Genomic DNA, 21,191 nt, shown 5'->3' on the forward strand with positions numbered 1-21,191 from the left:
ACAGCCGCACCAGTACTACAGTCGCACTAGCCCCAGCGCTGGTAGTCGCCGTTGTTGCAACCCTGGGTATAGACGCGTCCATCGGCGTTGCTGTCCAGGCATTCGCCGGTGGCGGCGTTTCGGAAGGTCATTCCAAGACTGTCGCTGGACGTGGTCCAGAGCTGCGCGGCCCCGCCGTCGCAGCCGGTGGCGTACACCGTGCCCTGGTACCTGGTTCCGTCCGGCGCGGGATTCGCCCTGCTGCCCACGCAGTTGTTGGTCTGGGCGTTCCTGAGCCGCACCCCGCCGTTCCCGGCCGTGTACACCCAATGCTGGTAGTTGCCCTGATTGCAACCCAGCGTGTAGACCTGCCCCTGGGCATTGCTGTCGAGGCAGCTATGGGTCGCGATGTCGGTGAAGGTCCTGCCGAGACCGCCCTGCGCGGGCGCGGCGGCGGGCGGCGCCGCGGCGGCGGGCGGCGCCGCGGCGACGGGACCGGCCGGACGTGGCTGGGGCAGGACCGTCGGATTCGCCGCGCGCACGGCGGTCGCCGCTGCCGGTACCGGTGCGGATGCCGGTGCCAGGGCGGATGCCGGTGCCGGTGCGAATGCGGATGCCGGTGTCGATGCGGATGCCGGCATCGATGTCGGTGCCGGTAACCCGGCGCCGTCGGCGCGAGCGGAAGCACCGGGACTCGGGCTGGCCGTGGGGGCGGGGTGCCCCGCCATCGCCTGCTGGTCCTTGGTCCCTGCCTGGATCAGGAGCCGCTTCGACGGGTCGGACGGCGAGCCGGTGGTCGACACGACGGCCGCAACCGTGGCCACGATCACGACGACGATGCCGAGAGCGACGGCGAGGAGGCGACGTCGGCGACGTCGGCGACGTCCGCCCGGCTCGGCGGAGGAATCCCCAGGTCGGTCGGGGTCGGAGCCGATCGCATCGGCGCCGCCCGGCGGGGTCGATCCGGATGCCGACGGCGGCGTTGGCACCCGCTCGGCAGGCACGCCGTTGCCGGTCGTCCGGGCGGTCGGGGACGGCGGGGTGCCCGGCGGCGAAGTGGCCGGCGGCAGAGTGCCCGGCGGCGAAGTGGCCGGCGGCAGAGTGCCCGGCGGCGAAGTGCCCGGCGGCGAAGTGCCCGGCGGCGAAGTGCCCGGCGGCAGAGTGCCCGGCAGCGGAGTGGCCGGCGGCGGGGTGGCCAGCGGGGGGCTCGCGGGCAACCCGTGCAGGTCCGGCAGGAGAGCCCGTAACTGATCGGCTCCGGTCCGCGCGGCCGGGTCCTTGGCGAGCATGGCGGCGAGGACGGACCACAGTTCGTCGCTGAGGTTCGGCGGGCGGCCGGGCAGGAGGTCGACGTGCGCCCGCAGGACCGCCAGCGGCGCTCGCCCGGTGAACGGCGTGACCCCGCACAGCAGCTCGTACAGCACGAGCCCCGCGGCATAGATGTCCGCGGGCGGACCGGCGACGCCCCCCTCGATCATCTCGGGCGCCATGTAGAGCGGAGTACCGAGGATGCCCGGTTGCATGGTCAGCCGCGTCGACGCGTCCGTCAGCCCGGCGATCCCGAAGTCGGAGATCTTCGGGCGATATCCGCCGTCATGCCGGTCGAGCAGCACGTTCTCGGGTTTGAGGTCGCGGTGAATGATGCCGAGCGCGTGCGCGGCACCGAGCCCGGTCAGAATGTCGACGGTCGTCGCCACCGCCTCCGCCGGTGGGACCGTTCGGCGCCGTCTCAGTTCACGACGCAGGTCGGAACCCTCGATGAAGTCCATGACGATGGCCAGATCCCCGCGTTCGGCGACGAGATCCCGGACCCGCACGACAAAGGGGGAGTCGACCCGGAGGAGCACCGAGCGTTCCCGCATGAACCGGGCGACGATCTCCGGGTCCACCATGAGCTCCGGTAACAGGAGTTTGAAGGCGAGCGGCGCGCCGTCTTCATCGCGGCCACGCCACACCTCGCCCATCGCACCCCGACCGATCACCGTGTCCAGGGTGTAGGAACTTCCCAGCTTTCTCGCCAACGCCCGCCGCCCTCCCTGCGTCCAGCATCCCAGCGGCGCGATTCTCGCAGACATACCGGGCATATGATGCAACCCGGTCGACTCCGTCCAGGGACGTGCACGGTCGGATCCGACCAGGCCGTGGTGGAGGTCCACCCCCGCGGCGAGAACGGCACGCCGACCTCGCCGCGATCGGGCACTGCGTCGGTCACTCCCGGCGCCCTGCCTGCGATCACGGGCTGATCAATGGTCTGAAGGCGGCCTGTACCTGGGAATCAGAGGGGGTGACGTACCTCGTCCTGACGTTGCCGTAGATGATGTGAGGGCAGCTTGCCCCGCTGATTTCCACTCTGGTGTCAGCGATGAGTCGTCCGGTTCTCGACCTCCTCCCCACCCTGAAGGACGGGGATTCCAACCTGCTACGCCGCTGTGGGCGTGAGCTTCTGGCGGGTTCCCGCTCCGCCGCGCGATGCCGGCACAGGTGCCGGTCCGACTCGCGCTCCACGGGCGTTTACAGTCTCCGCCTGTCCGGCGGCGACCCTTCGTCCCTCGGTCAGGATGTTGCGGGCCGCGTTGACGTCCCGGTCGTGGTGGACACCGCACGACAGGCAGGCCCAGCCACACACAGATCCTCGACGTACACCGCTTGGTTCTCGCGGACGATCGCCGTGGACAGCGTGTGCTGCCAGTCCCTCCGGTCGTCGGCCACCCGCGCATGCGCCCGGCGCAGGAACTTCGGCGCCGCAACCTTCGTCCCGTCGGACAGCACCGCGAAGTACTCCAACCCGAGATCGATACCCGTCTCGTCCTCGACCGGGGGAAGCGGCTCGTCGCCGACCTGCACGACGAACGAGGCGAAGTACCGGCCCGCCGCATCCCGGATCACCGTCAACGAACTCGGTTCGGCGGGCAGTTCCCGCGACCAGCGCACTTTGACGTCGCCGATCTTCTGCAGGCGCAACTTCCGGCCCGCCGTGACGGCGAACCGGGCGTTCTTCGTGAACCGAATCGCCTGCCGGTCGTCCTTGCGCGAACGGAACCGGGGCGGCGCCACCGGCCTGCCCTTCCGCTTCCCGGACACCGACGAGAAGAAGTTCCGGTACCCCGTGTTCAGGTCCGCCAGCGCCTGCTGAAGCAGCACGGCCGAAACTCCGACGAGCCACGCCCGTTCCGGCGTCTTTTTCGCCTCGGTGATGATCCGACGCGACAGTTCCCCGTCGGAGATGTATGACAGTCCCGCCGCGCGAGCTTCCTGCCGCATCCTCAGCCCGTCGTTGAACACGACCCGCGCGCAGCCGAACGCCCGGGACAACGCCGCCACCTGACCCGGCGACGGGTCCAGGCGGTAGTTGTACCGAAGCTGCACATGGCCATCCTGCATTTGGTCTATGGCCATTGATCCGAGCATCCGCACCGGTAGGCACTCTGTTTCGTCCTGCATGCCCACCTGGTTTTCGTCACCAAGTACCGGCACTGCGTCTTCACGGACCGGCACCTGACCCGGCCGGAAGAGATCATGCGGGCGGTGTGCGCCGACTTCGAGGTCGAACTGGTCGAGTTCAACGGCGAAGGCGAACACGTCCACCTGCTCGTCGACTTCCCGCCGAAGGTCGCGCTCGCCCGGCTGGTCGACAGCCTCAGCGGCGTGCCGTCGCGGCGGATGCGGCAGGAGTCCCCCGAACTGGCCCGCCACTGCTGGCGAGCCCAGCGGCCGTGGTCCGGCTCCTACTTCGCCGGCTCCGTCGGCGGCGCACCGCTCACAGTGCTCCGCCAGCACATCGAACAGCAGGAACGCCCGGTTCAGAGCATACTCAGGCCGCGAGGCGGCCTTCCCGCGCGGGCCTTCACCCCCGGCCTGAAGGCCGGAGCACTGGCCTGCAAATCGGTAGCTCGTAAACGCGAGCTGGTAACGCCATCTGGTAAAACGTCACGTTCCCGCTTGTAGATCGGCAGGTTTCGACCTCACCTCGGCCTACGACCTCGCCGTCTATCTGGGCAGACTCGGCCGTTACCAGGATGCCCGCGCCCTCGGCGAGGACGTCCTGGCCAGCCGCCGCCGGATCCTTGGCCCTCGCCACCCGACACCCTCGGCACCGAGGAAGCCCCCCAGTGGTGGATCCACGAGGAATCGGCCGGCGCACAACACGTGGGCGGCGGGGCGGGGCGGGCACCCGGGCGAGGCTCCTAGACGCGCACGGCGGGCACCAGCTCGACGGCGAGGTTGGCGGCGGTCCGTCCGCTGTTGATCGACGCCTCGGCCAGGATGCCGGGGGCGGCGACGCTGTCCCCGACGAGGAAGACGCCGTCGCCGCGGTCGATCGCCGGTCGGTCCCGCCACGTGAAGCCGGGGAGGTCGAGGGCTCCGGTCCGCCCCCGCGAGACGTAGTCACGCTGCCAGCGGATGCGGTCGCGCCAGTCGGGCGCGGCCAGGTCGTAGAGCGTGCCCAGCCGGGTGAGGGCCGCCGCCTTCGACTCGCCCGGCCGCATCGGCATCTGGCCCTGCCAGAGAGTCTCGCCCTCGGGGACCAGCGAGGGGTCGTGTTCGCTGTAGTGCCCGACGAACCCGCCCTCGTCCATGTCGAATGTGGCGTTGCCATCCCGCTGGGAGGGCGTCAGGACCACGTCGAGCAGCGCGGACACGCCACTCTCCCACTGCAGGGTCTGGTCCTTGAGCAGGGCCCGCGCGGCGTCCAGCGAGGTGGCGACGATCACCGGGCCGTCCTCGGGCAGCTCGGTCACCCGCGAGTTGGTCGCGATGGTCACTCCGAGTTCCCGCGCCCGGCTCGCCATCCGGTCGATGACGGCCCCCCAGCCCCCGAGGACGTAGCCGGTGGGCAGCGGGAATCGGGGCGTGCCGACCCGCAGCAGGCGCTCGAAGACGAAGGAGGCCGACAGCCGGGCCGGGTCGGCGTCGTAGAGGACCGGCCCGAGAAAGCCGACCGAGTCGTTGACCGCCTGCTCGCTGAAGTGGTCCAGGGCCCAGTCGCGGAAGGAACGGTCGTCCGGCGGGACCCGGCGCCGGCCGAGCAGGGTCATGCGCAGGTAGCCGGCCGGCAGCGAGCTGCGCAGCCGACCCCGGCGCCGAAAGCGCATCCGCATCACCTCGCCCCAGGTCAGCCGCACGTAGGAGCCGGCGAGGCCGCGCTCGACCAGCCATCGCCAGGGTTCGCCGTTGCGGTAGAAGACGTGCGTGCCATCGTTGGTGACGTAGGGCGGCGGCGTGGAGCGAGCCCGGCCGCCGAGCGTCGAATGAGCCTCGTGGACGGTGACCCGCGCCCCTTTTTCCGCGCAGGAGATGGCCGCCGTCAGACCGGCCAGGCCACCACCCACAATGGTGATATTCGCCATTCTTGTCTCACTCACCTTGAAATCGAAGGGCATTGCCAGCCGGCCTCGGCGGCACGGCGTGCCGCCGAGGCCGTTCGGGTGTGGTGCACGTGCCGTTCGTGGCGCACCGGCCTTCGCGGCGTGGCGCCCCCACCTGATGCCGATGGGTCAGCCGTTGAGATACGTCATGGCGCCGGCGGGATAGCGTTCACCCGCGATGACGCCGTCCGCCACGATCTCGGCTATGGACGCCAGGTCGTCCGTGGTCAGTTCGACCGCGGAGGCGGCGATGTTCTCCTCGAGGTAACCGATGCGCTTGGTGCCGGGAATGGCCACCACGTCATCGCCCTGGGCGAGCACCCAGGCCAGCGCGAGCTGGGCCGGAGTGATCCCCCTGGCGTCGGCCACCTCCCGCAGGCGCTCGACGACGAGGAGGTTCGCGTCGAGGTTCTCGCCCTGGAACCGGGGATTGAAGCGGCGGAAGTCCGTCTCGTCGAAGTTCTCCGCCCCGTGTATGCGCCCGGACAGCAGACCCCGCCCGAGCGGGCTGTAGGCGACGAATCCGATGCCCAGCTCCCGGACGGTGTCGAGCACTCCGTTCGTCTCGACATCCCGGGTGAACATCGAGTACTCGGTCTGCACCGCGCTCAGCGGATGGACGGCGTGCGCGCGGCGAATGCTGCCCGCCGACGCCTCGGAGATCCCGAGGTACCGCACCTTGCCCGCGGCGACGAGCTCGGCGAGCGCGCCCATCGACTCCTCCACCGGCACCCCGGGGTCCACCCGGTGCAGGTAGTACAGATCGAGCCAGTCACTCTCCAGCCGCCGCAGGGTTCCGTCGATGCTCCGGCGGATGTAGTCGGGCCGACCGTTGACCCGGCCGTTGATCACGCCGTTCTCGTCGATCTCGCCGCCGACCTTCGACGAGATGACCACGCTGTCCCGGCGTCCGGCGACGGCCCGGGCGAGCAGCCGTTCGTTGGTGTGGGGGCCGTACATGTCCGCGGTGTCCAGCAGGGTCACGCCGAGGTCGAGCGCGCGGTGCAGCGTGCGCAGGCTCGCGTCGTCGTCCGTCCGACCGTAGGCGAAGGTCAGGCCCATGCACCCGAGTCCCTGCTCGGAGACCACGAGCCCCTGGTCGCCGAGCCGCCGTGGCCGCAGCGTCCGCGTCCCCACCGGCCCGGGGATGCTGGTCGACGTGGTCATGACTGGGCAACCATGACGCACAGCGCGATCAGGGTGAGGCACTGCAGGGTGACGAGCACGCCGAGCACGCCGTCGGACCGGCCCTGCAAAGATCGGGCGTCGGGCAGCTCGCTGTTGCCGACGACGGCGGCGGTCAGCCGGCGGTTGATCGGGGCCGGAACCCGGTTGAAGACGACCAGCCAGGCCAGGAGCGCGCCGCAGGCGACGGCCCCGGCCACGGTGGCCGTGGTGTCGCCGCCGGCGGCGGCGGTGCCGGTGCCGGCCATCGCCGCGAGGAGCCCGAGGGTACCGGGCAGGGCCAGGCGCTTGTCGCCGTAGCGGTGGACGTTCCCCATCGTCTGGACCAGCGTGCGGTCGTCCACGTGGGCCAGCGCCGGGCGTAGGACGACGGCCGAGAAGAAGTCGGTGCCGAAGACGGCGGCGTTGGCCACCACGGCGAGGGCAGCGAGGATCTGGACGGCGGTGGTCATGACGCCGGCTCCGCGACCGGGCCGGGGGACGCCGGGATCACGCCGAGCTGCTGCAGGAGGTCCAACAGGTTGATCTCGTCCCAGTGCTCGGCGAACCGGCCGTCCTCCACCCGCCAGATGTCGATCGTCCGCATCTGCACCGGGCGGCCGGTGGCCTCGACCCCGAAGAACGGGCCCTGGTGCGTGCCCGTGTAGGAGTAGCGGCCGACCACCCGGTCCCCCGAGGCCACCACGTCCTCCAGGGTGGCCGTGACGTCGGGGAAGGCGGTGAAGAATTCCACCCAGAAGGCCCGATTGGCCTCCCGCCCATTCTCGATCATCACGTTGTGATCGATGTAGTCGCTGGTCAGCAGCCGGTCCACGGCGTCGGCGTCCCGCTCGTTGACCATGGTCACGAAGTCGCGCGCGAGTTTGATGTTGTCTTGGGTCATCGGGCCTCTCCTAGCGTTTGTCGATCGGGGCTACCAACGCTAGCAGTGAAAATGGATCGAGATCTAGTGTTGACTAAATATCTGTCTCTGCTAGACTCACGGAGTGTCAATACAGCAGCGCCGAGAACGCGAGCTGGCACAGCGCCGGCGGATCATCATTTCCACTACCCGGAAACTGGCCGAGTCGGAGGGTTGGAGCGCGGTCACCACCCGCCGGCTCGCCGACGAGATCGAGTACAGCCAGCCTGTCCTCTACCAGCACTTTCATGGCCGGGACGAGATCATCAAGGCTGTCGCCCTGGAGGGTTTCGGCGAGCTGACGCTCGCCTTGCGCGAGGTTCGACAGAGACCGTTGGCCCCGGAAGCCAAGGTGAGCGCGCTGGCCCAGGCGTTCATGGACTTCGCCGCGGCCAATCCGCGCCTCTACGAAGCGATGTTCACGATGTCCATCGACCTGCTCTTCGGCCATCCCGATTCGCCGAGCCCGCTCATCAGCGCGTTCGCCGAGCTGCGGGAGGGTCTTTCCCCGGTCGTGGGTTCGCGTGATCTCGACACCCTGACCGAGGTTTTCTGGGCCTCCCTACACGGCCTGGTGATACTCACCCACAGTGGGCGGCTGCGGCCGACCCACCAGCAAGAGCGCCTGGCGCTGTGCGTGCAACAGATCACGAACGAAACCAGCCACGCCAGTTCCTGAGGTCCTGTCACCCTGGCAGCCGGCGGGGTCCCTTCCTTTACCCGTAATAGCTAGTAACCGATCACTTACTGTATTCTCGCTTTCGGTATTCCCGGGTCACAGGTCCCGCCCGCCTGCGCGGGACCTGTGACCGGGCGGCGTCCAGGCCCGGGGCGCGGGGACCCCGGGGGCGCGGGGCACCGGGGGCGCGGGGCACCGTGAGTAAGCCGAGAGACGCCGTGATGCCGGGCGCCGAGGCGCCGTGAGGCCGAGGCACGGGGACACCGGGATGCGGCGACACCGGGAGACACGGGGACACCGAGGGACACGGCGACACCGAGGGACACGGCGACACCGAGGGACACGGCGACACCGAGGGACACGGCGACACCGAGAGACCGGGAGATGCGGCGACACCGGGATGCCGAGAGGTGACGGCCGGAACGCCGGGGTGTGGGGGCACCACCGGCCCGCGGGCGAGCGACTCGCGGTGACCTTCACCTCTCTCGGTCCCGAACCGATACACGGCCGAGCACCCCGACCGTCGGTGTGCGCAGTGGCCACGCACGCGATGACCAGGCGGCGGATTGGGCTCGGGCCGTGATCGGCGTGGCCAACGGTCTCAGCGCCGCCAGGAGTGCGCGGCGCGAAAATCCGGGCCCGGCTCCGGGTGGGCCCACCGGGCCTGACCGGGTCGAGCCGGTGTCCCGGCATCCCCGGCGCCGGCGGTGCGGGCGGCGGTGACGCGGGCTAGCAGTACCGCGGTGATGGCTGCCAGCTCCTCGGGCCCGGCCTGGCCCTTCTCGATGCGGAACAAGGGTTCTCCGGCGGGGTCTGTCACGGAAGTCAGGTCAGCCTCCTCTGGGGTCGTCGGTCGGGTTGTCGTGGCGTCACTGCGGGGGGTTGCCGTGCTTGCGGGAGGGCAGGTCGGCGTGCTTCGAGCGCAGCATCGCCAGCGCGCGGACGAGGACCTGGCGGGTCCGCGCGGGATCGATGACGTCGTCCACCAGGCCGCGTTCGGCGGCGTAGTAGGGATGCATCAGCTCGGCCGTGTACTCCTTGACCATGCGGGCGCGCATGGCGTCGGGGTCGTCGGCTTCGGCGATCCGCCGACGGAAGATGACGTTGGCCGCTCCCTCGGCGCCCATCACGGCGATCTCGTTGGTCGGCCAGGCGTACGTGAGGTCGGCGCCGATGGACTGCGACTCCATGACGATGTACGCGCCGCCGTAGGCCTTGCGCAGGACGACGGAGACCCGGGGGACGGTGGCGTTGCAGTACGCGTAGAGCAGTTTCGCCCCGTGCCGGATGATGCCGCCGTGCTCCTGGCCGACGCCGGGCAGGAAGCCCGGTACGTCCAGGAGCGTGATCAGTGGGATGTTGAACGCATCGCACATCTGGACGAACCGGGCGCCCTTCTCCGACGCCTCGATGTCCAGGACGCCGGCCAGGCTGGCCGGCTGGTTGGCGATGACGCCGACCACCTCGCCGTCCAGCCGGGCCAGCCCGACGATGATGTTGGTGGCCCAGCGCTCGTGGATCTCCAGCAGGTCGCCGTCGTCGACGATCTCCTCGATGACCCGGCGCATGTCATAGATCTGGCTGCCGTCGGCCGGCACCAGGTCGAGCAGGACGTCCCCGCGCCGGTCCGCCGGGTCGTGGCAGTCCGTGGACGGCGGATTCTCCCGGTTGTTCTGCGGCAGCATGGACAACAGGTACCGGACGTCGTCGAGGCAGCTCTCCTCGTCGTCATAGGCGAAGTGGGAGACCCCGGAGACCTCGGAGTGCACGTCCGCGCCGCCCAGACCGTTCTGCGAGATCTTCTCCCGGGTGACGGCCTGCACCACGTCGGGTCCGGTGATGAACATCTGCGAGGTCTCCCGGACCATGAACACGAAGTCCGTCAACGCCGGGCTGTAGGCCGCGCCCCCGGCACACGGGCCGAGGATCACGCTGATCTGCGGGATGACGCCGGAGGCGCGGGTGTTGCGCCGGAAGATGCCGCCGTAGCCGGCGAGCGCGCAGACACCCTCCTGGATGCGCGCGCCGGCGCCGTCGTTGAGGGAGACCAGCGGCGCGCCGGCGGAGATCGCCATGTCCATGATCTTGTGGATCTTGGCGGCGTGCGCCTCGCCCAGCGCACCCCCGAAGATCCGGAAATCGTGGGCGTAGACGAACACCGTCCGGCCGTGGACGGTGCCCCAGCCGGTGATCACACCGTCGGTGTACGGCCGCTTGGCCTCCAGGTCGAACCCGCTCGCCCGATGCCGGCGCAGCGGCTCGACCTCGTTGAACGAGTCGGGGTCGAGCAGCAGGGCGATCCGCTCTCGGGCGGTCAGCTTCCCCTTCGCCCGCTGGGCCGCGGTCTCCCGCGGGCCGGGTCCACGACGGGCCTGCTCGTGCAGGGCGTGCAGCTCCGCCACCCGCCCCCGGGTGCCCTGATGGTCGAGCACGGGGGCGGTCATGCGCTGACCACCGACGTGAGCTCGCCGCCGACCGACGCCCAGCCGTGGCCGCGCTCGGCGGTCCGACCGGCCGCCAGCTCCGCCCAGGGATCGGCCCCGTACACGGCGCGGGCCGCCTCGCGCAGCCACCCGTCGAAGGGATGGTCGGAGTCCCGCAGCCGCCGCCCGGCGAGCCGCGGGTCGCGGGCCTCGAGCGTGTGCACCACCATCTCGACGTCGCCCGCCTCCTGCTTCCAGAACGACTCCCGCACGATGCCGACCCGCCGCCGGGAGGCCTCGTAGTCGCGCAGTCGGGGGCCGGCGAGCTGGGCCTGCAGCGCTCTCCACTGCTCGGCCCGGCCGGGCAGCACCGGCAGCAGGTTGGTCACCGGCCGGGCGGAGCCACCCGCCCTGGGGCGGGCCGCACCGCGGGCGCCCGGGGCGAGCCGGCGCAGGCCGAGCTCGGCCAGCATGTTCGACTCCACGCCGATGCCCCAGCGCTCGGCGATCCGTCCGTCCTGCAGGCGCCACACCACCACGCCGCGGAACTCGATGACCCGCCCGGTCGGGGCCAGGCCGAGGAAGTCGCCGTGGTGGGTGCCGCGCCAGGTGTTGTGGATGACGACGTGGTCGGCGTTGGCGCTCATGTCCTCGATCGTCACGTGCAGGTCGGGGAAGCCCTCGCGCAGGCCGGCGATGGTGTAGCGGACGCCGTCGAGCCCCTCGGGGGCTCCCGGCAACGGCTGGTGGTCCACCATGTCCGGCCGGTAGATCTCATCGACGACGGTGAAGTCGCCCCGGTTGACGAACTCGTCGAAGACCCGCCGAACGATGTTCTTGTTCCGTTCCTCCACGGACCGCCCGGCAACGCCTTCGGTCGGGCTTTCGATCAACGTCTGTACGGACACGTTTCCATCCTTTTCGTCTGCGTGGGTGCGTGGGTGCGTGGGTGCGTGGGTGCGTACGTGGGTACGCGTGGGTGGGTTTCGCTGGTCGGGTGCGTCGTCATCGGGCCGGCGTCGGCGCCTCCCAGGTGAGGGTCAGGCCGGCGTACAGGTAGCGGCTGGCCTCGATGGCCAGCAGGAGCACGGTGTCGCCGGGGCGGACCCGGCCCGCGGTCCACCCGGTGTCGAGGGCCAGCGGCACGGCGGCGGAACCGGTCGCGCCGACGTCGGTCAGGTTCTCGACGATGATCTTGTTCAGGGTGGTCTGGTCGTCGCCGGACAGGCCCGCCGTCCCGTACTCACCGCTGAAGTACTCCGCGTTGCCCTCGGGCAGCACGCACGCGTCGATGTCCGCCAGCGCCAGCCCCGAGCGATCCAGCAGGTCGTGGATTCCCCGGACGAAGACCCGCGGGCCGAACCGGGCGGTGCCCGGAATGTCGATCCTGATGTCCATGAGGCGCTTGCGTCGTTGCTGCTCGGCCAGCGGCACTTCGGTGCCGCCGCCGAGGATCAGCATGCCCGGCCCGCGGTCACCGCCCATCGACTGGGTGGCGAACACCGGGCGGCGGTGGTTCCCGGCCGAGCCCTCCTCGCCGGCCCGCAGCACCATCGCGCCCGCGCCGTCGCCGAAGGTGTGGACGGTGAGGCGGTCCCGCATCCGCACGCGGTACGGGTCCTGGCCGAGGTACATCGGGGCGAGCAGCGGCGAGACGGACTCCGCCCCGATGACCAGCGCGGTGCGGTACGTGCCGTCGCCGAGCAGTCGGCGCGCGATGTCGAATGCCTGGACGGCGCCGACGCAGCCGGCGCGGACCTCGATCACCGCGCAGTGGGCCAGGCCGAGCCGCTGTTGGACGTAGGTCGCGGCCACCGGGAGCGGGTGGTCGGGGCTGGCCGTCGACATGACGATGAGGTCGACGTCACCGGGTTCGAGCCCGGCCCGGCGAAGCGCCTGGCGGGCGGCGGCGGTGGCCATCGCGGAGGTGCTGGTGCGGTGTTCGCCCGTGGCCGGATCGATGATCCAGTGCCGGCGCCGCACCTGGATGCCGTCGAGGACGTCGTCCGGCAGCGGGCCGCACAGCCGCGCGAGGGCGGCGTTGTCGATCGGGTCGCCGGGCAGCTCGGCCCCGGTGCTGAGCACCGAGACGTGGCGCTCGCCGTTCCTGGAAGAGCTGGTCTCGGGCATGGTCAGATCTCCGATCCGGGCCGCAGGACGAGGCTGATGTGGGTACCGCCGAGCGAGGAGCTGTTGATGAGCACCGGACCGGCGGTCCCGCCGTGGCGCCAGCCGGTGACGGCCAGCACGGCCGCCAGCTGCGCGCCCGCCCCGACCGGTTCGCCGAGGGTCCGCTTGGGCGCGAGCACCGGGCAGGACGCCTCCGCCGCCAACCGGTCGATGGCCCGCGCCGCGGGGACGTCCGCGGCGGCGAACCCGGCCGCGTTGGCCCAGATGGCGGTGAGCTCCCGGGGGGCGACCCCGGCGTCGGCCAGAGCGATCCGCATGGCGCGGTCCACGCCGTCGCCGTGACCGTCCCAGGCGCCCACCCCGGCGGCGTCCGAGGTGGTGCCGTGCCCGGCGAACTCCGCCAACACCCGCGCGCCGCGGGCCCGGGCGGTCGACGCGCGTTCCAGCAGCAGGGTGACGGCGCCTTCGGCCAGGGTGTACGGACCGAGGGCGAGCCCCAGTCCGCGGTAGGCGGCCAGCACACCCGGGGACAGATCGTCGGCCGCCGGGCACAGCACGGCGTCCGCCCGCCCCGACCGGAGCAGGTCGTGGGCGATGGTCAGGGCGGAGGCACCGGCCGCGTTCCCGGCGGTGGCCGTGGACGCCGGCCCCCGGGCTCCGGTGGCCATGGCGACCTGCCCGGCCGCGGCGTTGAAGACGGTGTTGGGGAACACCGCCGGGTTGGCGTGCGACGGCTCGCCGGCCAGCACCGGGAGAAGGAAGTCCTCGATACTGCGCATCGGGCCGAGCCCGGTCCCGAGCACCACGCCGACCCGCTCGTGCGCCGTCAGCCCGGCATCCTCGAGCGCGTCCCGACACGAGGCGACGGCGAGCTGGCCGAGCCGGTCCAGCCGCCGGCGCTCGCGGGGCGTCATGCGCCGACCGGGGTCGAAGTCGGCGCGGGCCAGCCGCAGCCCGTCCTCGTCCGCGCCGAGCACGCGTCCGGTGTTCCACGCGTCCCACAGCTCGGCGGTGGTGGAACCGGCGGCGGTGATCGCCCCGAAGCCGGTGACCACCACCCGGTCGTCGAGCGGGGCCGGCGGCGCCTCGAACCGGCTGCCGGGCAGCCCGAAGGCGACGCAGGCGTTGGCGCCGGCGAAGGCGAAGTTGTTCGACAGCGCGGCGGTCATGGTCAGCGGCCGGGCGGTTCCGGGCACGGCGTCCAGGCCGCAGCGGGGGTCGACGTCGGTGAAGTTGGCGGTGGGGGGCGCGGTCTGCTCGCGCAGGGCCAGCACCGTGACGATCGACTCGACCGCCCCGGCCGCCCCCAGCAGGTGGCCGACCATGGACTTGGTGCTGCTCAGCGCGACCTTCTCGGCCGCCGCGCCGAGCGCGCCGCGCACGGCGGCGCTCTCGGCCGAGTCGTTCTTCGGGGTGCCGGTGCCATGCCCGTTGATGTAGCCGACGTCCTCGGGGGCGAGCCCGGCCGAGCCCAGGGCGGCCCGGATGGCCCGGGCCGCGCCCTCCCCGGCCGGGTGCGGGGCGGTGGCGTGGTAGCCGTCGGCGGACAGGCCGTAGCCGAGAACCTCGGCCAGGATCGGCACCCCCGCCGCCCGGGCGACGGACTCCTCGACCAGGACGAGCGCGCCGCCGCCCTCGCCGAGCGACAGGCCGTCGCGGTCCCGGGAGTAGGGAGCGGCCGGCCGGGTGGACAGCGACTCCAGGCTGGTGAACCCGGCGAAGGCGGTCTCGGTGAAGGCGTCGCTGCCGCCGACCAGCATCGCGTCGGCCCGCCCGGCCTGGATGACCTCCACCGCGTGGCCGATCGCGTGCGCCCCGGATGCGCAGGCGGTGTTGACCGACAGCACCGGGCCCTTGAGGCCGAACGCGCCGCTGAGGGCCTCGGCGATGGCGTGCGGCGGCACCAGCAGGTAGTGCCGGCTGTCGCCGGGCGGGGAAGTGCCGGCCCGAGCCCGCCGCAGGATCTTCTCGGCGCTACGCAGGCCGCCGTTGCAGGTCCCGAAGGCCACCCCCCACCGGTCGGCAGGGACGGTGGTGAGACCGGCGGCGGCGACGGCCTCCTCGGCCGCGGTCAGCGCGAAGTCGAACGCGGGTTCGCGGTCGACCCCACCGAAGGCGGCCAGGTAGTCGTACGCCGGGAGGCGCCGCTCGGTCACCTCGCCACCGATGTCGGTGAGATACCCGTCCATCGGCAGTCCGCGCACCGGGCCGATGGCGGTGCGCCCGGCCCGGACGCCTTCCCACAGCGTCGCGGCGCCGCTGCCCTGGGCGGTCACCGCGCCGACCCCGCACACGACTACCCGGCGGGCACCCGCCGGCCGGCCCGCGCGGACGTCGTCGTGCCGGTCACCCGGGTGCCGCCGGTCCTGCCGGTCACGTGGTGCCTCGTCGGTCGGGTTCGTCGTCTCGTTCGGCAGGTTCGTCATGCGAGTCGCTCCAGCGCGACGGCCACGCTCTGGCCTTCCAGACCGCGGGCCAGGGCGAGCGCGGTACCGGGCCGCGCCTCCCGCGGCGCGCCGGGCACCCAGTCGAGGTCACACTCGTCGGCCGGGGTCCGCAGGTTGCGGGTGGCCGGGATGACGCCGGTGTCCAGGGCCAGCGCGGCCACCGCCACGTTGAGCGCCCCGGCCGCGCCGACCAGGTGCCCGGTCTGCGGCTTGACGCTGCTGACCTGCGCCGTGCCGGCGGACGGGCCGAGTGCGTCGTGCAGCGCCCGGGTCTCGCTGACGTCGCCGAGCGGGGTGGCGCAGCCGTGCGCGGCGATGTAGTCGACGTCCCGGGAGCGGCCGGCGTCGCGCAGCGCGTGGCCGATCGCCCGGGACAGCCCCCGGCCGCGGGCATCCGTGCCGGGCGGGCGCACGCAGTCGTTGCCCGCGCCGAAGCCGGTGACCTCGGCGTAGCAGCGGGCTCCGCGGGCCAGCGCCCGCTCGCGCTCCTCCAGCACGACCAGGGCGGCGCCCTCGCCGAACACCGATCCGCTGTGCTCCCGGTCGTAGGGGCGAAACGCCTCCGCTCCCAGGTCGTCGCGGGTGGTGAGCACGCCGAGCCCGTCCATCCTGGACATCGGCCACCATCCGGTCGCGTCGTCGTATCCGCCGGCCACCACCACGTCGGCCTCGCCGCGCCGCACCGCGCGCATGCCCCGGCCGATCGCCATGGCCCCGGAGTCCGCGGTGCCCGCGAAGTAGGCGTTGGCCCCGCGAATGCCGAACTTCTCCGAGACGTGGAAGCCGGCGGCCGGCTGGAGGCCCTCGACGAAGAACAGCGGAGCGATCACCGAGGACGCGGTCTCGCCCAGCCGGCGCAGGTCTGGGCGGCCGTCCTCGCCCCGGATGGACCGGAGCTGGGTGATCAGCTCGTCCATCCGGGGCATTTCCTTGTTGCTGCCGAGGAACAGGCCGGCACGCCCGCCGAGATCCGGCTCGGCCGGCAGGCCGGCGTCGCGCAGCGCCAGGGTGGCGCCGGCCAGGGCGAGCTGGTCGCCCCGGCACAGCATCCGCAGCGTGCGCCGGGACGCCCACCGGGTCGGATCGAAGTCGTGGATCTCCGCGCCGATCCGGGTCCGCAGCGGCGAGGGGTCGTAGGCCCGCAGCGGGCCGATCCCGGTCCGGCCGGCCAGCAGCGCGTCCCAGGTGGCCTCGACGCCCTCACCCAACGCGGTCAGCAGGCCGATGCCGGTCAGCACCACGCGGCGCTTGTCGTCGCTCATTGTGTGCCCTCCCAGGGCTGCTCGGCGGCCACCAGGGCGAGGCCGCGGGCGGTGGCGACCACCCGTTCCTCGACCCGGGCGGTGGCCCGCACCTGTGCGGTCTGGTCTGTTCGGCCGGTCACCTCGACGCGGATCTCGACCTGGTCGCCGGGGCCGACGAAGTGTCTGAACCGCACGCCCCGCACCGTGCGCAGCCGCCAGTGGCCGTCGCCGAGCGCCGCCTTCGCCAGGTCGGCCATGCTCTCCAGGAGCAGCACCCCGGGCAGAACCGGGAAGCGGGCGAAGTGGGTGGCGAACACCGGCAGGGTGGCGGGGATGTTCCGAATCGCGACGGCCCGCTCGCCCGGCACGAGTTCCACCACCCGGTCGAAGCCCGGGACCAGCATCATCGTGGTCACGAGTCCTCCCGGTAGGCGCCGATCACCAGGCTGGTGTTGCTGCCGCCGAACGCGAACGCGTTGACGAGGGCAGCGCCGACCGGCATCCGGCGCGCGGTGTGCGGCACGTAGTCCAGATCGAGGTGGCGGTCGGGGTGGTCGAGGTTGATCGTCGGGGGGACGAGCGAGTGGCGGATCGCGCCGATGGCCGCCAGGACCCCCAGTCCCAGGCTGGCCGAGGTCAGATGCCCGGCCATGGACTTGGGCGCACTGACGACCAGCCGGTGGGCGTCGGAGCCGAAGACCTTCTTGATGGCTGCGGTCTCCGACATGTCGTTGCCGTGGGTGCTGGTGCCGTGGGCGACGATGTAGTCGATGCCGCCGGTGCCCAGGCCGGACTCGGCTACCGCACCCTCCATCGCCTGGATCGCGCCGGAGCCGTCCGGCGGCGAGTCGGTGATCCGCCAGGCGTTCAGGCTGCTGCCGTACCCCAGCACCTCGGCCAGCACCGGGGCCCGGCGGGCGCGAGCGGACGCCAGGTCCTCCAGGACGAACGCGGCCGCCCCCTCGCCGATCACGAAACCCGAGCGGTCGGCGTCGAAGGGGCGCGAGGCGCGCGTCGGATCATCGTTGTGCCGGTCCGTCAGCGCGCCCAGCAGGCTGAAGCCGAGCAGGTCGAGCCAGGTCGTCAGCGAGTCGTAGCCGCCGGCCAGCATCACCTGCGCGTCACCCTCCTGGATGGCGCGGAAGGCCTCGCCGAGGGCGTGCCCGGCTCCGGAGCAGGCGGTGCTCACGCCGATCATCGGCCCGGTGGCCGCGAACATCCGGGCCATCGCGTTGAGCGGCACGTTCTGGTCGTCGGTGAGGGTGGAGCTGGGCAGCCGGGGAACGAAGGCGTCCGGTCGCCCGGTGCTCGCGCGCAGCTCCCCGATGTCGAGCAGTGTCCGCAGGTCCGGACGACCAACGCTGGCCCCCATCGCGACCCCGCGCTCGTCGGGCGGGACCGCCCCCGCCGGCCCGTCGAGGCCGGCGGAACGCTGCGCCTCGTACGCGGCGGCCACGCCGAACTGGCCCACTCGGGACAGATGCCGGCGACCGACCCGGGCCGGGATCGCGGTGGCCGGGTCGAAGCCCTTGACCATTGCGCCGATGCGCACCGGGAAGCCGGTGGTGTCAAACGAGGTCAGCGGCCCGATGCCGCTGCGGCCGGCGGCGAGGCCGCGCCAGGTGCCGGCCGCGTCGTTGCCGAGCGGAGTGACCGCGCCGGCGCCGGTGATGACCACGCGTCTCATCGCGGTGCCCCCTTGCCCAGCAGCTGGCGGCCCATCAGCGCGGTGTCGGCCGGGTCGTCGAGCCGCTCGGCGTCCATGAGGCTGCACAGGATGCCGCTGGCCTCCAGCACGGTCTCTCCGCCCACGGTGACCAGCCCGGCCAGCACCGCGGCCTCGTCGCTCATCGACTCCACGACGGCATGGGTGCGCAGGACGTCCCCCGGCACCACATCACGAGGCGCGCAGGCCTCGTCGACGGCGAGCAGGGCCGCCCGCAGCCGGTAGTCGGTGCTGAGCATCATCAGCCACGTCGCCGACTGGCACAGCGCCTCCAGCGCCAGCCCGAAGGACAGCACCGGGCCGGCGGGGGTGGGCCGCCAGCAGTCCTCGGCGACGGAGGTGACCTTGCGGGCGGTGATCTGCTCTCGGGGGGTCCAGGACTCGATCCGGTCGATCAGGTGAAATCGCATCGTCGCTCCTTGCAGCACGTTCTGTCGGGTGCGGTCATGGCCGGCCGATGCCGAGCTGGGCGGAGAAGCCACCGTCGACACAGAGCAGCTCGCCGGTGGTGTAGCCGGAGTCGGGTCCGGCCAGGAACACGGCGGCCGCGGCCACCTGCTCGACGGTGGCGAACCGGCGCAGCGGGATCTGGCGCTTGATGCCCTTACCGCCGTCCCGCCGCAGCACCTCGCTCACCAGGTCGGTCGGGGTGAAGCCGGCCAGCACCGCGTTGACCCGCACCCCGAAGCGGGCGACCTCGACGGCCGCGCTACGGGTGAACGCGTTGAGGGCTCCCTTGGAGGCCGCGTAGTTGGCCTGGCCGATCCAGCCGCGCTCGCCCATGGCCGAGGAGATGTTGACGATGCTGGCGTCGCCCTGCGCCATGAACGAGGCCAGGACGGCGTGGGTGCAGTGGTAAGCCCCGCCGAAGTTCACCTTCATGACGTCCCACCACGCGTCCGGCGCCGCGTCGTGGATCAGGGCGTCGTCGCTGATGCCGGCGTTGTTGACGAGGATGTTCAGGCCGCCGAGCAGGTCGGTGGCCCGGCTCACCAGCTCGGCGGCGGCCACCGGGTCGGAGACGTCGGCCCCGACGGCGACCGCCCGACCACCGGCTGCCTCGATCTCCTTGACCACCACGTGCGCGTCCTGCGCGCGCGACCGGTAGTTCACGGCGACGGCCGCCCCCTGCGCGGCCAGCGCGAGGGCGATGGCCCGGCCGATGCCCCGGGATGCGCCGGTGACCAGGGCGGCGCTGTTCTTCAGCTTCATCTGTCTCATCCCGTTCCGCTCGTTGTCGCGAGCTGGTTCCGTCACCGCCGCTCCGCCCACCGGTACCCGGGGCGGGCGTCCCGGGTACCGGTGGGGGCTCGGCGGGTGGTTCAGGCCGCGGCGGCGCTCGTCCGCTCCGTCAGCAGGCTGGTGAGGTTTCCGACCGTGAACAGGCCGAGCACGCCGTCGGCGGTCAACGGCTCGGTGAGCTGGCTGCGGTCGAACTGCGGCAGCACCTTCTCCAGGTGGGTGAGGCCGGTGTCGTTGACGACCTCGTTCTCGTCACCGAACTCCTCGTCCGGGATTCCGCCCTGGAGCAGGCCGGCGATGTCGGCCACGGCGATCTTCACCCCGGTGATGCGCTCCAGGCGGAAGAGGACGTCGAGAAGGTCGATCGACTCGGCGCCGAGGTCACCGAACAGGGTCGCCTCGGCGACGGCCTCCTCCGCGTCGATACCGAGGGCGTCGGCGACGGCGGTCTGGACGGCGACCAGCGCGTTGGGCTGGAGCGTCACGCTTGCGGACATGGTGGGACTTCCCTTCGGGTTCGCTTCATCAGCGGTGTGTGTACGGGTGTGCGTGGAGGGGCGGTGCGTGGATGGGCGGTGCGACGGCCGGCCCGGAGCAGAGGCTCGGCGCGTACGTGGCGCGGGGCGGCCGCGGTGGCCGGCCAGGGTCTAGACGGAGACGGCGGGCGGGCGCCGGAGGTCGCGCAGCAGCGCGCCGACCCGCGACGCGTCGTTGGTGCTGCGCACCGTGGCGTGGGGAACCGTCCGGTTCGCGAATCCGCTGAGCGCTCGGCCCGGGCCGACTTCGAGGTAGGTGTCGACCCCGTGCGCCTGGGCGGCGTCGAGCACGTCGACCCACCGGACCGGGCCGACCAGTTGACGGCGGAGCAGGTTGCGGGCGTGCGCGCCCCCGCTCACCGGCTCACCGCTCACCGAGCTGAGCACCAGCGCGCCCGGCTCGGCGAAGGGGTGGCGGTCGAGTTCGGCGGCGAACTCGTCCTCGATCTCGCGCATCAGCGAGCAGTGGAACGGCGCCGAGACCTTGAGCGGCACGGCCCGTTCGGCCCCCGCCGCCAGGGCCAGCTCGGTGGCCCGCGCGACGGCGGCGCGCTGGCCGGAGATCACGGTCTGGCCGCGTTCGTTGTAGTTGGCGATCTCGACCACGCCCAGCGGCGCGCTGCGGGCGCAGATGTCCTCGATCAGCCGCGGAGCCAGACCGATGATCGCCGTCATCGCGCCGGAGACCCGCCGCGCGACCGTGGCCATCAACTCGCCGCGGCGGCGGACCAGGCGCAGCGCGTCCGCCGACGTCAGAACGTCCGCCGCGACCAGCGCCGCGTACTCGCCGAGGCTGTGACCGGCCGCGACCGAGCAGGTGAAGCCGGCCTCCTCCCGGAGGACCGCCAGGACCGCCAGGCTGGTGGCCAGGATCGCGGGCTGGGCGATCTGCGTCGGCTCCAGGTCGGCGGCTCTGCCGACGGTGCACAGTCCGGTCAGCGGGAGGCCGAGAACGTCCTGGGCCTCGGCCAACACCCGGCCGGCGGTCCGTGGATGTTCCCGAACCAGATGAGCGGCCATCCCGGGGCGCTGAGAGCCCTGCCCGGGAAACATCAGAAGAATACTGGTGTTCATCGCCATCCTCGGTCTCGCGATTTATGGATCGGCGGCATTCACAACGATGAGATGAATATGACACGCAGCCCCGCCAAATTTCCTTGCCCCGACCTGTCGGCTGGCCGACAGGTCGGTAAGATGGGTGCCTGGCGGGAAATCATCGTGCGCGTTTCACGGCCGGCGCCTCGAGCCCGGTCGTACCGGCGTTCGAGGCCTGTAGGAGTAGCGCGGCAGGGAATGGTCTCGATTTGACGGTGGGCGGCCGAAGGTACGCTTG

At 72.0% G+C, this 21,191-nt stretch carries 19 protein-coding genes and 2 pseudogenes; 3 read left to right on the plus strand and 18 right to left on the minus strand.

Annotated features, from left to right (window positions below; translation table 11 throughout):
- Positions 1 to 26: 26 nt before the first annotated feature.
- Positions 27 to 2,000, minus strand: a complete 1,974-nt coding sequence (locus FRAQA3DRAFT_RS21920; protein ID WP_009741243.1) for a serine/threonine protein kinase — start codon at positions 1,998 to 2,000, stop codon at positions 27 to 29.
- A 398-nt stretch (positions 2,001 to 2,398) separates the two neighbouring features.
- A pseudogene (locus FRAQA3DRAFT_RS21925) lies at positions 2,399 to 3,345 on the minus strand (RNA-guided endonuclease InsQ/TnpB family protein).
- Positions 3,346 to 3,367: 22 nt separating this feature from the next.
- Between FRAQA3DRAFT_RS21925 and tnpA the strand changes: the two are divergent.
- Positions 3,368 to 3,777, plus strand: a pseudogene (gene tnpA, locus FRAQA3DRAFT_RS21930) (IS200/IS605 family transposase); the annotation flags it as partial.
- 193 nt (positions 3,778 to 3,970) lie between these two features.
- A complete protein-coding gene (locus FRAQA3DRAFT_RS38905; RefSeq protein ID WP_369809473.1) occupies positions 3,971 to 4,225 on the plus strand; it encodes a tetratricopeptide repeat protein in 255 nt (84 codons plus the stop codon).
- Here the strand turns inward: FRAQA3DRAFT_RS38905 and FRAQA3DRAFT_RS21935 are convergent.
- The 4 genes from FRAQA3DRAFT_RS21935 to FRAQA3DRAFT_RS21950 form a co-directional block, all read right to left on the minus strand.
- Positions 4,164 to 5,327: an NAD(P)/FAD-dependent oxidoreductase gene (locus FRAQA3DRAFT_RS21935; RefSeq protein WP_035921307.1), complete on the minus strand. Its 1,164-nt coding sequence runs from the start codon at positions 5,325 to 5,327 to the stop codon at positions 4,164 to 4,166. The two genes, FRAQA3DRAFT_RS38905 and FRAQA3DRAFT_RS21935, sit on opposite strands and share 62 nt — an antisense overlap.
- Positions 5,328 to 5,474: 147 nt before the next feature.
- A complete protein-coding gene (locus FRAQA3DRAFT_RS21940) occupies positions 5,475 to 6,512 on the minus strand; it encodes an aldo/keto reductase (protein WP_009741246.1) in 1,038 nt (345 codons plus the stop codon).
- Positions 6,509 to 6,982 carry a hypothetical protein gene (locus tag FRAQA3DRAFT_RS21945; RefSeq protein WP_009741247.1) on the minus strand — a complete coding sequence of 158 codons (474 nt, stop codon included), beginning with the start codon at positions 6,980 to 6,982 and terminating at the stop codon, positions 6,509 to 6,511. The genes FRAQA3DRAFT_RS21940 and FRAQA3DRAFT_RS21945 overlap by 4 nt, the downstream gene beginning before the upstream one ends.
- On the minus strand, positions 6,979 to 7,413 hold the full coding sequence (locus FRAQA3DRAFT_RS21950; protein ID WP_009741248.1) for an ester cyclase: 435 nt from the start codon (positions 7,411 to 7,413) through the stop codon (positions 6,979 to 6,981). Before FRAQA3DRAFT_RS21950 ends, FRAQA3DRAFT_RS21945 begins: the two co-directional genes overlap by 4 nt.
- A 103-nt stretch (positions 7,414 to 7,516) precedes the next feature.
- Between FRAQA3DRAFT_RS21950 and FRAQA3DRAFT_RS21955 the strand changes: the two genes are divergently transcribed.
- The gene (locus tag FRAQA3DRAFT_RS21955) at positions 7,517 to 8,110 is read left to right on the plus strand and encodes a TetR/AcrR family transcriptional regulator (protein ID WP_009741249.1); all 594 of its coding nucleotides are present in this window, start codon (positions 7,517 to 7,519) and stop codon (positions 8,108 to 8,110) included.
- 601 nt (positions 8,111 to 8,711) lie between these two features.
- On the opposite strand, the gene FRAQA3DRAFT_RS21960 is transcribed toward FRAQA3DRAFT_RS21955, so the two are convergent.
- The 12 genes from FRAQA3DRAFT_RS21960 to fabD all read right to left on the minus strand — a co-directional run bounded on the left by FRAQA3DRAFT_RS21960 (position 8,712) and on the right by fabD (position 20,932).
- Positions 8,712 to 8,930, minus strand: a complete 219-nt coding sequence (locus FRAQA3DRAFT_RS21960; RefSeq protein ID WP_035921309.1) for an acyl-CoA carboxylase subunit epsilon — start codon at positions 8,928 to 8,930, stop codon at positions 8,712 to 8,714.
- Positions 8,931 to 8,979: 49 nt separating this feature from the next.
- Positions 8,980 to 10,554, minus strand: coding sequence for an acyl-CoA carboxylase subunit beta (locus FRAQA3DRAFT_RS21965; protein WP_009741251.1), 1,575 nt, complete (start codon positions 10,552 to 10,554; stop codon positions 8,980 to 8,982).
- Positions 10,551 to 11,441 (minus strand): ester cyclase, encoded by an 891-nt coding sequence (locus FRAQA3DRAFT_RS21970; RefSeq protein WP_009741252.1) that lies wholly within the window; start codon positions 11,439 to 11,441, stop codon positions 10,551 to 10,553. Before FRAQA3DRAFT_RS21970 ends, FRAQA3DRAFT_RS21965 begins: the two co-directional genes overlap by 4 nt.
- 97 nt (positions 11,442 to 11,538) lie before the next feature.
- Positions 11,539 to 12,663 (minus strand): 3-oxoacyl-ACP synthase III family protein, encoded by a 1,125-nt coding sequence (locus tag FRAQA3DRAFT_RS21975; RefSeq protein WP_009741253.1) that lies wholly within the window; start codon positions 12,661 to 12,663, stop codon positions 11,539 to 11,541.
- 2 nt (positions 12,664 to 12,665) lie between these two features.
- Complete coding sequence (locus FRAQA3DRAFT_RS21980; RefSeq protein WP_009741254.1) at positions 12,666 to 15,089, minus strand: beta-ketoacyl-[acyl-carrier-protein] synthase family protein; 2,424 nt, start codon at positions 15,087 to 15,089, stop codon at positions 12,666 to 12,668.
- Positions 15,086 to 16,372, minus strand: a complete 1,287-nt coding sequence (locus tag FRAQA3DRAFT_RS21985) for a beta-ketoacyl synthase (RefSeq protein ID WP_009741255.1) — start codon at positions 16,370 to 16,372, stop codon at positions 15,086 to 15,088. Before FRAQA3DRAFT_RS21985 ends, FRAQA3DRAFT_RS21980 begins: the two co-directional genes overlap by 4 nt.
- Positions 16,369 to 16,761, minus strand: coding sequence for a 3-hydroxyacyl-ACP dehydratase FabZ family protein (locus FRAQA3DRAFT_RS21990; protein WP_035923299.1), 393 nt, complete (start codon positions 16,759 to 16,761; stop codon positions 16,369 to 16,371). The genes FRAQA3DRAFT_RS21985 and FRAQA3DRAFT_RS21990 overlap by 4 nt, the downstream gene beginning before the upstream one ends.
- Before the next feature lie 5 nt (positions 16,762 to 16,766).
- Positions 16,767 to 18,041, minus strand: coding sequence for a beta-ketoacyl synthase (locus FRAQA3DRAFT_RS21995; protein WP_009741257.1), 1,275 nt, complete (start codon positions 18,039 to 18,041; stop codon positions 16,767 to 16,769).
- The gene (locus tag FRAQA3DRAFT_RS22000; RefSeq protein ID WP_009741258.1) at positions 18,038 to 18,490 is read right to left on the minus strand and encodes a 3-hydroxylacyl-ACP dehydratase; all 453 of its coding nucleotides are present in this window, start codon (positions 18,488 to 18,490) and stop codon (positions 18,038 to 18,040) included. Before FRAQA3DRAFT_RS22000 ends, FRAQA3DRAFT_RS21995 begins: the two co-directional genes overlap by 4 nt.
- A gap of 34 nt (positions 18,491 to 18,524) precedes the next feature.
- Positions 18,525 to 19,292: an SDR family oxidoreductase gene (locus tag FRAQA3DRAFT_RS22005; protein ID WP_035921311.1), complete on the minus strand. Its 768-nt coding sequence runs from the start codon at positions 19,290 to 19,292 to the stop codon at positions 18,525 to 18,527.
- Between the two features lie 110 nt (positions 19,293 to 19,402).
- Positions 19,403 to 19,819: an acyl carrier protein gene (locus tag FRAQA3DRAFT_RS22010; RefSeq protein WP_009741260.1), complete on the minus strand. Its 417-nt coding sequence runs from the start codon at positions 19,817 to 19,819 to the stop codon at positions 19,403 to 19,405.
- A 150-nt stretch (positions 19,820 to 19,969) separates the two neighbouring features.
- Positions 19,970 to 20,932, minus strand: coding sequence for an ACP S-malonyltransferase (fabD, locus tag FRAQA3DRAFT_RS22015; protein ID WP_009741261.1), 963 nt, complete (start codon positions 20,930 to 20,932; stop codon positions 19,970 to 19,972).
- Positions 20,933 to 21,191 lie beyond the last annotated feature (259 nt).

It is taken from the genome of Frankia sp. QA3, from assembly GCF_000262465.1.
GTDB lineage: Bacteria > Actinomycetota > Actinomycetes > Frankiales > Frankiaceae > Frankia.